Annotated in this window: 9 protein-coding genes and 1 tRNA gene; 7 read left to right on the top strand and 3 right to left on the bottom strand. The window is 34.2% G+C overall.

The features are described 5' to 3' along the window. Window positions 1-33 precede the first annotated feature (33 nt). The 4 genes from ACSV4D_RS02560 to ACSV4D_RS02545 all read left to right on the top strand — a co-directional run bounded on the left by ACSV4D_RS02560 (window position 34) and on the right by ACSV4D_RS02545 (window position 6181). Window positions 34-861 (top strand): hypothetical protein, encoded by an 828-nt coding sequence (locus tag ACSV4D_RS02560; RefSeq protein ID WP_439227018.1) that lies wholly within the window; start codon window positions 34-36, stop codon window positions 859-861. A 233-nt stretch (window positions 862-1094) separates the two neighbouring features. Beyond that, entirely contained in the window at window positions 1095-2186 is a 1092-nt protein-coding gene (locus tag ACSV4D_RS02555; RefSeq protein ID WP_439227017.1) for a helix-turn-helix domain-containing protein, read from the top strand. Between the two features lie 236 nt (window positions 2187-2422). Further along, on the top strand, window positions 2423-5281 hold the full coding sequence (locus tag ACSV4D_RS02550) for a TonB-dependent receptor (RefSeq protein WP_439227016.1): 2859 nt from the start codon (window positions 2423-2425) through the stop codon (window positions 5279-5281). Window positions 5282-5368: 87 nt separating this feature from the next. Continuing rightward, window positions 5369-6181, top strand: a complete 813-nt coding sequence (locus ACSV4D_RS02545; RefSeq protein WP_439227015.1) for a tyrosine-protein phosphatase — start codon at window positions 5369-5371, stop codon at window positions 6179-6181. Between the two features lie 262 nt (window positions 6182-6443). On the opposite strand, the gene ACSV4D_RS02540 is transcribed toward ACSV4D_RS02545, so the two are convergent. The 3 genes from ACSV4D_RS02540 to rseP all read right to left on the bottom strand — a co-directional run bounded on the left by ACSV4D_RS02540 (window position 6444) and on the right by rseP (window position 8347). Beyond that, window positions 6444-6728, bottom strand: a complete 285-nt coding sequence (locus ACSV4D_RS02540) for a GIY-YIG nuclease family protein (RefSeq protein WP_439227014.1) — start codon at window positions 6726-6728, stop codon at window positions 6444-6446. A gap of 63 nt (window positions 6729-6791) precedes the next feature. After that, window positions 6792-6865 (bottom strand) — tRNA-Asn (locus ACSV4D_RS02535). A 135-nt stretch (window positions 6866-7000) separates the two neighbouring features. Beyond that, on the bottom strand, window positions 7001-8347 hold the full coding sequence (gene rseP, locus ACSV4D_RS02530; protein WP_439227013.1) for an RIP metalloprotease RseP: 1347 nt from the start codon (window positions 8345-8347) through the stop codon (window positions 7001-7003). Window positions 8348-8500: 153 nt separating this feature from the next. Here rseP and ACSV4D_RS02525 point away from each other — a divergent pair, with 153 nt between their 5' ends. From ACSV4D_RS02525 to ACSV4D_RS02515, 3 genes are all read left to right on the top strand, one after another. After that, window positions 8501-9568 carry an NADH:flavin oxidoreductase/NADH oxidase gene (locus tag ACSV4D_RS02525; protein ID WP_439227012.1) on the top strand — a complete coding sequence of 356 codons (1068 nt, stop codon included), beginning with the start codon at window positions 8501-8503 and terminating at the stop codon, window positions 9566-9568. A gap of 95 nt (window positions 9569-9663) precedes the next feature. Further along, window positions 9664-10707 (top strand): Gfo/Idh/MocA family oxidoreductase, encoded by a 1044-nt coding sequence (locus ACSV4D_RS02520; RefSeq protein ID WP_439227011.1) that lies wholly within the window; start codon window positions 9664-9666, stop codon window positions 10705-10707. Window positions 10708-10954: 247 nt separating this feature from the next. Then, on the top strand, window positions 10955-12169 hold the full coding sequence (locus ACSV4D_RS02515) for an MFS transporter (RefSeq protein ID WP_439227010.1): 1215 nt from the start codon (window positions 10955-10957) through the stop codon (window positions 12167-12169). Window positions 12170-12248 lie beyond the last annotated feature (79 nt).

The following is a 12248-nucleotide window of genomic DNA, read 5'->3' as shown; positions in this document are numbered from 1 at the left end:
TAAACCATGATGTATAACGAAATATTTAAAAGTATGAAATATAAATTTTTATCCCTGTCCGTTTTTGTATTGCTAAGCTTTACCACTAAAGCTCAGCAACTTTCAAAGAACATCTGGGAGAGTAGCAAGCTGCCTGTACCTGAATCAGTGCTTTATAGTTCCACTGACAACAAACTATATGTAAGTCTGATTGATGGTGCCGGCAACGTAAAAGACGGAAAGGGCGGAGTTGCTATTCTGAATACCGATGGCTCGGTAAGCAATGAAAAATGGGTAGAAGGTTTAGATGCACCAAAAGGTCTGGCGCGTTATAAAAACACTCTTTTTGTGGCTGATATCACGGCATTGGTGAGCATTGATATTACAACTGGAAAAATCATTAATAAACTGGAAATTGAAAATGCTGTTTTTCTGAATGATGTAACAGTAGATAATAAAGGAGTGGTATATGTATCTGACACCCGTACTAATAAAATTCATCGCATAAAAAACGGACAGGCAGAACTTTATCTGGAAAATGTAAATGGCGCCAATGGTTTAAAATGGATCAATAAAAACCTCTATGTTTTAGCCAATACAGAACTTTTAATAATTGATAAAAATAAAAACAGAACGGTCATTGCGCAAGGTTTTGAAAAATCCGGTGACGGACTCGAACAGCTTAAAAACGGTGATTTTATAGTAAGTTGCTGGGCGGGCTTAATCTATTATGTAAAAGCCAATGGTGAAATCAATAAATTACAGGACGTACAGGGACAAATGAACACCGCTGATTTAGGGTATAACCCTAAAGAAAACATGTTGTATATCCCTACTTTTAATCATAATAGTGTGATTGCCTATCAATTGTTGATGGATTAAAATTTCTTAAGAAAATGTAAAATAGAAAAAAACCTTTGCAGTGATGTGAAGGTTTTTTTGATCTTAAAAATGTTTTATAAAAATTCAATGTATATCCAATAGTTTTCAGGTAAAGACTTTATTACTGTTTATAAACCTCCCCTTTTATTCACTATCATTTGTAAATTCAAGTTTAACGTTGAGTTAATAATTTAATAATCAACCAAGAGTATTTTTGTAAAAATCTTTTTTACATGCTTAATATTCTTTTTTTTGTTGCATTTCAGTCATTTGTATTAGTGTTTTTGCTGTTCCTGAATAAAAAGGACAAAAAAGAAGATTACTATTTAATGTCTTTTTTTGGAATAGTGTTTCTGCATATCGTTTTTAAAATGGCTTTGTCTTATTTTTTTAATGATTTGGTGTTCAATAAAGTTCATGCCAGTTTTTCATTATTGTACGGACCTGTGCTTTATTTTTTCTACGCTTCGGCTTACGGAATTGAGTTGACTAATAAAAAAGTATTTCTTCATACCCTTCCGTTTCTTTTTTCTTCGATGGTTAATATAGGAATGCTGATTCATTTGTTTTTCTTTGAAGAAAACGATCAATGGGTAGAAATTTACGATATATTCTCGATGATGCTTTTTGTTCCGTCTTTGCTTTTGTATTCTCTTTTTTGCTTAAAAAAATTAGCTTTTAGCTTCGATTTTAAAGATGAAACTATTATTGGCTTAAGAAATAAAATGATTCAGTTGTTGAGTTATATGCTTTTATTTTCTGGTTTTTTGGCGATTCTGGGGTTGTTTTTTACTATCATTCATTTTGAAAGTATCCTCAATCTAAGGTATTTCTATTACGGTTTTTTGTTAGTTATAATGATTACTACTTTAAATTACAGAATAAAATTGACTCATAAATTTCAGCTTAGTAACGAAGAGGGTAATGTAATTGAAAAAGCAAAAGAAAAATATAAAAATTATGATTTGAATGAGGATGAAATGGATGCCATCATCAATAAAATTAATCACTCTTTCGAATCTCAAAAAGTATATCTTAATCCTGACTTTAGTTTAGATTTACTGTCTCAAAATATCAATATTCCTAAAATAAAAATTACTCAGGCACTCAATATTAAATTGGACAGTAATTTTTACAATTATCTTAATTATTTCAGAATTGAAGAATCCAAACGATTAATTAAAAAATCTAAGAACTCAAGTTTAATAGATATTAGCATTGAAAGCGGATTTAAAAATAAATCGACCTTTTATAAAAACTTCAAACTCCTTAACGGAATTACTCCAAAAGAATATCAAAAAAATCTGCTTTTGAATTTCGTATAATATCCTACTAAATGAAGTATTCAATGGTTTTTAGATACATTTAATTTTTCATTAATTTCTTTTTTACAATTCGTTAATACAAAGTTAATATTGTGTAATATATTCTTTTTCAGTGTTTTATAATTGTTTTTAATCAAAATTAATACAGTTAAATTTAAATCCTGTATGTCTAAATTTAAAAAGACTGCTTGCTTGAACTTCCCCGATACATTTGCCGAAAATTAAAATAATAGAAAATGAAAAAGCAATTATTGTTATTCGGGATGATTTTGTGCGGGCTTAATTTTTACGCTCAAAATCGTTCTTCAATTGTGGGTAAAATTTCAGATGGTAATGGATATTTGCCCGGTGTAAATGTTGTTGTACTTGAAGGAAAAAATGGAGTGACTACAGATTTAGACGGTTCTTTTCAACTGACAAATCTGGTTGGTGAAAAGATAAAAGTGGCTATTAGTTATTTAGGTTATAAAGAAATTACAAAAGAAGTAAACTTAGCTCCCGGAGTTAACAATTTGGGAACAATTACAATGGATGAGGAAGAAGGTGTGTTGAGCGAGGTTATAATTAAAGGATTTACCGCTCCTTCACAAATTAAAGCTTTAAGTATTAAAAAGAAATCGTTTGCCATTATGGATGTTTTAGCTGCCGATGCGGTAGGGAAATTACCAGATCGTAATGCGGCTGAGGCTGTACAAAGAATGCCTGGCGTAAGTGTGAACAGATACCACGGCGAAGCTAATCAGGTGAGTGTTAGAGGGACTCCTTTTGGTTGGAATTCTACTTTGTACAATGGGAACAGATTGCCGAGTGCTTCCGTTTTTGGTTCGAGAAACACCTTGCTGGATGCGATTCCTACCGAGATGATTCAATATATTCAATTGTCAAAAGCCATCACTCCCGACATTGAAGGAGATGCTATTGGGGGGTCGGTTGATTTTATTTCCCGTATTGCTCAAAGTAAAGATATGCTGAATGTAAGTTTGGGCGGAGGTTACAATCAACGTGCAAATAAATCTACTTATAATGGTTCTGTTGTTTTTGGGAAAAAATTTTTTGATAAAAAATTAGGAGTGGTTTTAGCAGCTTCTATTTGGGACAGAAATTTTTCTACAGATGAAATGGTAGTTGATTATAACATCAATGCTGCCAATCAGGATCAACGCTATGCCATCAATAGTGTGAATGCAAAACGATATTTTGGATCCAGAAAAACAAAAGCCTTTAGTGGAACTATAGATTTTGAGTTGAACGAAAGCAACAAGTTCTTTGGTAAATTCCTGATTGATAAATTTGAAGATGTTCGTCCGGTTTATGAATCATTTTATGATTTTGCAAAGAAAAGATATGTTTATAGCTACCGTTATTCTTTTTATGAAACAGCTTTGAATTCATTTGAGGTAGGAGGAAATCATTTGATAGGTTCAAAGGTAAAAGTGGATTGGTCAGTATCAAGCAATGATATGGATTATATTTTGAATACACCGCCTAATATGCCTAAAAACCAAAGAGGTTTGCCTATTGCACAGTTTACTCAAAATTTATCAGGAGATTTTGGAAACCGCGCTACAGATGGATTGGTTTATAATTTATTTGATTCTCCGGATGCTAATGGAGTTGATTTATTCAATATTGATCCAAAATTGACTAATCCGAATGACTTTTTAGATCCAACACGTTTACAATTGACACAGTTGGTTATTTATCAAACCAACCAAAAAGATAAAGACAAAATCGCACAGTTTAATTTGACATACAATCCAACCGCTGCGCTGAGTTTGAAAATGGGTGCTAAGGGGAAGTTAAAAAAATACGAGGGTCAATTGACTCCTTTAGCATTCTTGCCTGGTGCAGCTTTAGGGATTCCGGGTTCACCGGCATTACGGACTTTGAGCGAATTTAAAACAGAGGCTTATCCTAATGAGTCAACTTCGTTTAAAGAAATAGGAGGGACTTTTGCTCCTCTTATTGTTGACCCAATTACTAAAGGCGAATTGTTCCGAATATTTACACCAGATTATTTAGCTGATAATGGTTTTGCAGACTATTCTTCAAAATCAAACCCTACTACAAAATATGTGGCTCATGAGAATGTGTTTAGTAATTATTTGATGGCTACTTATAAATTGACTGACAAAACAACACTTATAGGTGGTGTTCGTAATGAATATACCATGATTAATATTAAGAGTGCTAAATATGATGTGGAAACTAAAACGGTTACTACTGTTGAAGAAAACAATTCGTATAATGCCTTTTTGCCTATGCTGCATATTAAATATGCTGCTAATGATAATATGAATATTAGGGCTGCCTATACCAGAACATTTTCCAGAGCTAATTTTGGAGATTTGAATCCTGGAGAAAATGTAGATACAACAAATCCGGGCTTGGTTAAAATTACGAAAGGAAATGCTGATTTGTTGCCAACATTTGCAAACAATTTTGATCTGATGGGCGAATATTTTCTGGACGATATTGGTTTGATTACAGCCGGTGTTTTCTACAAAGATTTGTCAAATTATATTTTCAAAGATTTATCAGTTCAAAAAATAGACAATGTCGATTACTTAATTACACAACCCAAAAACGTAGAAAATGCCAGTTTATATGGTTTTGAAATGGGAATTACAAAACGTTTTACCGAATGGGATAATTTCTTCGGCGGATTTGGTATTGATTTAAATGGAGCTTTCATTAAATCCAGCTTAAAAGTAAATCGATTTGATGCTGATGGAGGTTTAGTTGCAGTGGATAAAACAACTTTGCCTAATCAATCGAAGTTTTTATTTAATTCATCTATTTTCTATGAAAAATATGGTTTTATGTTCAAAATTGCCGGAAACTATAGAGGAAAATCTGTAGAAACGATTAATCAAAATTTAGGCCCTGATTATTATATCTCGGCCAGAAGTAATTTCACCGTAGATTTTTCAGCAGATTATTCCATCAGTGATAAGCTGAAAGTTTTCATGGAAGTACGCAATTTAGCTAATACTCCTTTTCAACAGTATTTAGGAACTAACGAAAATAGATTTACCAGCAGTGAATGGTCAGCTATTAACGGTCAGTTAGGGGTTAAATATCAAATTTTCTAATAATTACAAACAATAATTAAAGCGTCCTGCAACGGCAAATCGATTTCGGTTTAGGGCGCTATTTCCAAATCTTAAAATTAAAAAAAAATGAAAAAGAATTTATTTTACGTACCGTTATTGGCAATGTTTTCAGGGTTACAATTAAGTGCCCAACAAAAAGTGTTTTTCCAGGACAGTCCTAATTTTAGAAACTTTTCAGAAATTGTAAATGCTGAAGGGAAAAAAATCAAAACGAATATTTATCGCTCAGGTAGTTTTTCTAATCTTAATGAAGATGAAAAAAAGCAATTCAAAAATTTACACATTACGACAATTGTCGATTTTAGAAATGATTTTGAAATAACAAGAGAACCTGATTATGTTCCTGCCGGAAGTCATATCGAAGTCAAAAATGCTCCTATTGGAGATATTGGATCAAAATCAATGCAGGGTTTTATGAAAGCGTTGGCAAAACCCGATTTTGGAGCACAACAAGCCGATTCTTTAATGGTAGATGCTAATAAAAGTTTTGTTGCTAACATTGCCGATTTCAAGCCTTTTTTTGAAAGTTTAAAAGACGATAAATCGGTAGTTTTATTTCATTGTTCAGCCGGAAAAGACAGAACTGGTTTTGCGGCTTCCATGTTCTTGCATATTTTGGATGTTCCCAAGGATGAAATTATGAATGACTATTTAAAATCAAATGAAGCTGTTCAATATGTAGATGATAAAAAATTGGCAATGTACGGGATTCCGGCAGAAAAGATGAAATTACTAATGGGAGTAAAAGCTTCTTATTTAGAAGCTGCTTGGAATGAAGTTGCAGCTAAATACGGTTCGGTTGACAATATGCTGTTAAAAGAGTTTGGTATTGATGCTTCTACAAAACAATTAATCAAGAATAAATATTTGATTAATTAGTGTAGCATTTTGTTTTTGTTTTATTTTTTTAGAAAAGGTTGTTTTTAGTTGCTAAAAACAGCCTTTTTGCACAATACCTAACTTTTGAACCTGATCCCTTTTGAACCTGATCCTCTAAAGCTCCTCCACCGCGGCGGACTCGAACCAGGTTCAAAATATGTCTAAAACAAAAAATCCAGTTTAAATGAATAAACTGGATTTTTCTAAAAAAGCTCCCCTTCTTGGGCTCGTTCCGATAGCTATCGGAACAAGGACTCTCTGATTAACGATGTTTAAGTAGTAGTTTTTCGGAAATTTCAGGATATTTTTTGAGATTAGAAATGTATGTTTTGCTTTTCATGTCTTTTATGTGTCGCTCTATTTTTCTTGCTTGAAAAATATCGGTACATTCAATAATATGAAATAATACCCAGTCATTGGCTATTTTAGTGTATGAGCTTTCAAATATACCAGAGTTGTGCCATTGTAATCGAAGTTCAATATCTGAAGTTTCACCGATGTAGAAACTGTCTTTTTCTACAGAATAAATGATGTAAACAAAGTGCATAGATATAGTGGATTTTTTAAACAAAAAAAGCCACTCAATTTCTTGAATGGCTTTCTAAAAAAGCTCCCCCTCTTGGGCTCGAACCAAGGACCCTCTGATTAACAGTCAGATGCTCTAACCAACTGAGCTAAGGAGGAAACTGTATATTTAATATGCGTAAGGAACGTTTTTGTTTGCTGTTCTTAAGATGTGTTATCTTGTTCTTAGCGGTTGCAAATATAAGAGCTTTTTTCAATGTAGCAAACAAAAAATAAAAAAATTTTCGATTTTTTTTACCTGCCTACAATGGCTTTATAAATGTCATTTCCATTAGCAAATACTAACAATGTGATAAGTAAAACAAAACCAACTATTTGTGCGTTCTCTAGGAATTTGTCACTTGGTTTTTTGCCGGAAACAATTTCGTATAATAAAAACATCACATGACCACCATCTAATGCCGGAATAGGTAATAAGTTCATTACGCCAAGCATGATTGATAATATAGCAGTGATATTCCAAAATACTTCCCAACTCCATGTTTCAGGAAAAATATTAAAAATCGCATAAAAACCTCCTACTTGTTTGTAAGCTTTAGTCTCTGGATTAAACATAACTTTAAGTTGATTTCCATAACCAATCAATTTGTTTTTTCCTTTTTCTAAACCAACAGGAATTGATTCTAAAAAAGTATAGGATTGTTTTGTTATTTTATAATAACCTAATTTTCCTAAAGATTCATCATTTAATCCTCCTAATTGAACACCTAGCATTCCTTCTTTGTTTACAATAACTTGAACTTGTGTTTCTTTTTGGTCACGTAATACAGTTGCAGGAATAGTTTTTCCTTTATTCTTTTCTAAAATTGTTTTAGCTTCATCCAGATATTTTATTTTTTGTCCGTTTAACGAAAGCAAAACATCTTTGGGTTGTAAAGCCGTATTTTTAGATTCTTCGCTAACAGCAGCAACAACAAATGGTACTCGTATATCAACTAATGCTATTGTTTTTTCTCCTCTTGAAAAATTGTCAATAAAATCAATAGGCATTTTTATTGTTTGTTGCACACCATTTCTTTCAATCAGAATCTCTTTACCCATTGCAATTTCCATGTTAAGATCATTGTCAAATTTGACAATTTTATTTCCATCAACCGCAAGGATTTTATCTCCGGTTTTAAAACCAGTATTAATCATAGCTGGATTTTCTATTAAAAGTCCATCTTTGAAGTCTTCCATAGTTATGTAAGCATCACCATAAGCAAATGCCATCCCAATATAAATAATGAAAGCTAGTATAAAGTTTACCGTAACTCCGCCCAGCATAATAATCAAACGTTGCCAGGCTGGTTTTGAACGAAATTCCCAAGGCTTTGGAGGCAGAGCCATTTGTTCCTTGTCCATACTTTCGTCAATCATCCCTGAAATTTTTACGTAACCACCCAGTGGCAGCCACCCAATTCCGTATTCGGTTTCACCGATTTTCTTTTTAAGCAGCGAATATTTCACATCAAAAAACAAATAGAATTTTTCGACTCTGGTTTTGAATAATTTGGCAGGGATAAAATGTCCCAGTTCGTGTAGTATAATCAGTAATGATAAGCTCAATAAAAATTGAGAAAGCTTGATAATTATTTCCATTTTTAATTTTCGGTTCTTTTATATTCGGCTAAAGTAACATTTTCTGTTTTAGTTGCAAAGATTTTAGGATTAGCTTGGATAATAAATGTTTGTTAATAATTTTCATTTTGCTTTTTGAAGCGTAACTTTACGTTTCTCAAAAAAACAAAATCTATGAAATCTCAATTATTTTCTCCTATATCAATCAAACAAATTAACTTTAAAAACCGAATTGGTATTTCTCCAATGTGCCAATATTCATCCATAGATGGATTTGCTAACGACTGGCATTTGGTGCATTTAGGCAGCCGAGCCACTGGCGGAGCGGGGTTAATTATTCAGGAAGCCACTGCGGTAGCTCCCGAAGGCCGAATTTCACCCGAAGATTTAGGAATCTGGAAGGACGGGCATATCGAAAAACTGAAAACCATTACCGCTTTTATCAAAAGTCAGAATGCAGTTCCGGGAATTCAATTGGCACATGCCGGACGAAAAGCCAGTGTTTCCTCACCCTGGAATGGTAATAAAAAACTTGAATTTTCGCAAGGCGGATGGCAAACCGTAGCTCCATCTGCAATACCATATCACGATACGGAGCCTTTTCTTCCTGAAGCTTTGGATAAAAACGGAATCCGAAAACTCATTTCCGATTTTAAAACAGCAACCCGAAGAGCTGTTCAGGCTGGATACGAAGTCCTTGAAATTCATGCGGCTCACGGCTATTTGAACCATCAGTTTTTATCGCCATTATCGAATGAAAGAACCGATGAATACGGAGGCAGTTTTGAAAACCGAATTCGTTTTACGATGGAAGTGCTCGAAGCAGTGCAAACCGAATGGTCTGCTGATTTGCCTTTGTTTGTTCGAATTTCAGCTACAGACTGGGCAGAAGGAGGTTGGAACATTGAAGAATCCATACAGTTGTCTAAAATCCTAAAAGAAAAAGGAGTCGATTTAATTGATGTTTCTTCGGGCGGACTGGTTTCGCACCAAAAAATTCCGGTAGAACCGGGCTATCAGGTGCCATTTGCTGAAAAAATAAAAACGGAAACCGGAATTTTAACAGCCGCTGTCGGATTAATTACCGAGGCTCATCAGGCAGAGGCAATTTTGCAAAATAAAAAAGCAGATTTAGTTTTATTCGCCAGAGAATCGTTGCGCGACCCTAATTTAGCTTTACATTTTGCAAAAGCATTAGAAACAGAAGTTCCGTGGCCTGTGCAATACGAAAGAGCAAAATAATTTTAGATTGCTGATTTTAGAGATTAGAATTCTGAAATCTACATTCTATTTTTGATAAATCTAAAATCTACATTCTAAAATCTAATATAAAAAATATGAAAACAATAAAAGCAGCCTTACTTTCTTATGGAATGTCAGGCAAAGTATTTCACGCACCTTTTTTAGAATTACATCCGGGTTTTGAACTTTTGGGTTCCTGGGAAAGAAGCAAGAAATTAATTCAGGAAGATTATCCGACGGTTAAAAGCTATGCTTCTCTGGAAGAAATTTTATCAAATGATGAAATCGATTTGGTTGTTGTAAACACGCCAATTGATACTCATTTCGAATATGCAAAACGCGTTTTAGAAGCCGGAAAACACGCTATTGTAGAGAAAGCATTTACCACAACGGTTGCCGAAGCACAGGAGTTAGCAGCATTAGCCCAAGCAAAAGGATTAAAATTAGCCGTTTTCCAAAACAGAAGATGGGACAGCGATTTGAAAACCGTACGTCAGGTTTTAACAGATGGTGTTTTGGGCGAAATTGTGGAGGCCGAATTCCATTTTGACCGTTATAATCCGCTGTTGAGTCCAAAACAACATAAAGAAACTGTGAATTCAGGCTCGGGAATTCTGAAAGATTTAGGCCCGCATTTAATTGATCAGGCTTTGTACTTATTTGGTTTTCCAAAAGCAGTTTTTGCAGATATTAGAACGACTCGTGAAAATTCGGTGGTGGATGACTGGGTTGATATTTTGTTATATTATGCGGATTTCAGGGTAAGATTAAAAGCAAGTTTCTTTGTGCGCGAACCCAATCCTGCTTATGTAATTCACGGGAAAAAAGGATCCTTTTTAAAACCACGTGGTGATGTGCAGGAAGATGATTTAAAATTAATGAAAAAACCTAATTTAGATTCCTGGGGAACAGAAGCGCAGGAAAAAGAAGGTTTTTTACATGCTGAAATGGAGGGTACCGTGATGCACGGTAAAATCCCGACACTTCAGGGGAATTATTATGCTTTTTTTAATGGCGTTTATAACTCGATTATTAATGATGCCGAAGAACCTGTTACGGCTCAGGACGGAGCAAGAGTTATGCAAATTATTGAAGCCGCTATTCAAAGTAGTACCGAAAAAAGAGTGATTGATTTGTAGTTTTTTTTCGCTTATAATATTAACCGCAGATTCGCAGATTAATTTAAAATGTGCGAATCTGCGGTTTTTTTTACTCAAATTTGTGCTACTCTACTAAAATCTGTTTCATCCATGTTCCATTTGAGTACACTATCTGTTAAACTTATAAACGATAACGATATAATAAATGGATGTAACACTTAATTAATGCCACCTCCCGATTGCTTTTCGTATTTTTGCGGTTTCAATTTCTAAAAACACAGCGACTTTGTTACGATTAAATTTTATAGGAAGCTTCAGAGCACAGGGGAAAATCAAAAAGAGTTTTAGAAATGCTAAACTTTCTTATTTAAAAAGGGTGCGTATTGCCGTCGCTTCTTTTTATTTCGGAATGGGATTGTGTTTTGCAACCTGGGCAAGCCGGATTCCGGATATCAGAGTAGCACTCCAGCTTAGTGATGCTGATTTAGGAACTATTTTATTTGCACTTCCGTTAGGGCAGCTTACGATGATGCCCTTTTCCGGAAAATTAGTTACCCGTTATGGAAGTCATCGTCTGGTGGTTTTGTCATTGAGTATGTATGCCTTTTGTCTGACTAATTTAGGTTTGGCCACCACGGCCTGGCAATTGGCTTTGGGTTTGTACGCTTTCGGACTTTTTGGAAATATGAATAATATTGCCGTAAATACTCAGGGCGTATATACAGAACAGCTTTTTCAAAGAACTATCATGGCATCTTTTCACGGGGTATGGAGTTTTGCCGGCTTTACCGGTGCATTAGTAGGATTAGCAATGCTGGCTTTAAAATTAACGCCTTATCATCATTTTATTGTTGTTGGAATAATTACGCTTTCTCTTATTGGTTTTAATTACAAATATTTGGTTAAAGCCAAAGAAAAACGAAAAGTTGTGGAAAAGAAGAAATTGTTTTCAAAACCCGACATGTCTCTAATCTGGCTTGGAATTATAGGTTTTGGATCGATGGCAAGCGAAGGAATTATGTTTGACTGGAGTGGAATTTATTTTAAAGATATTGTTCAGGCACCGGGTCCGCTGATAGTTTTAGGATATACCTCTTTTATGATTATGATGGCTACCGGACGTTTTCTGGGAGACGGAATGATTAATAAATTTGGACGAAAGCGTGTTATCCAAACGGGTGGAATTTTAATATCTTCCGGACTTTTTACCGCAGTTTTTTTACCTTTTCTAGTTCCGTCCACTATAGGTTTTATGTTAGTTGGATTAGGAGTTTCTACGATTGTGCCTACACTTTACAGTATAGCAGGAAAACATCCCACGATTCCTCCTGGTGAGGCACTTACCGCTGTTTCGAGTGTGAGTTTTCTGGGTTTTTTAATGGGACCGCCTGTAATTGGGTTTATAGCAGAATTGCTCGGTTTGCGCTTTTCATTTGCTTTTATAGGAATATTCGGAATTCTTATTGCTTTTCTTGTTCCCCGAATTAAAGTAATTCAATAATTTCATTGTAGTCAGAAGCCCGTATTTACTCATTTTTTTCAGATTGTTTTTTTTGTAATATTTATTTTGTGAAAAATAA

This window comes from Flavobacterium sp. ARAG 55.4 (genome assembly GCF_051846875.1).
Lineage (GTDB): Bacteria > Bacteroidota > Bacteroidia > Flavobacteriales > Flavobacteriaceae > Flavobacterium > Flavobacterium plantiphilum.
The sequence above is the reverse complement of the archived record's forward strand: the minus strand, read 5'-3'. Positions and strand labels throughout refer to the sequence as shown.

Excerpts from the sequence above, each read along its gene's own strand:
- ACSV4D_RS02560 (WP_439227018.1), top strand. The coding sequence starts at position 34 with ATGAAATATAAATTTTTATCCCTGTCCGTTTTTGTATTGCTAAGCTTT.
- ACSV4D_RS02555 (WP_439227017.1), top strand. The coding sequence starts at position 1,095 with ATGCTTAATATTCTTTTTTTTGTTGCATTTCAGTCATTTGTATTAGTG.
- ACSV4D_RS02550 (WP_439227016.1), top strand. The coding sequence starts at position 2,423 with ATGAAAAAGCAATTATTGTTATTCGGGATGATTTTGTGCGGGCTTAAT.
- ACSV4D_RS02545 (WP_439227015.1), top strand. The coding sequence starts at position 5,369 with ATGAAAAAGAATTTATTTTACGTACCGTTATTGGCAATGTTTTCAGGG.
- ACSV4D_RS02540 (WP_439227014.1), bottom strand. The coding sequence starts at position 6,728 with ATGCACTTTGTTTACATCATTTATTCTGTAGAAAAAGACAGTTTCTAC.
- rseP (WP_439227013.1), bottom strand. The coding sequence starts at position 8,347 with ATGGAAATAATTATCAAGCTTTCTCAATTTTTATTGAGCTTATCATTA.
- ACSV4D_RS02525 (WP_439227012.1), top strand. The coding sequence starts at position 8,501 with ATGAAATCTCAATTATTTTCTCCTATATCAATCAAACAAATTAACTTT.
- ACSV4D_RS02520 (WP_439227011.1), top strand. The coding sequence starts at position 9,664 with ATGAAAACAATAAAAGCAGCCTTACTTTCTTATGGAATGTCAGGCAAA.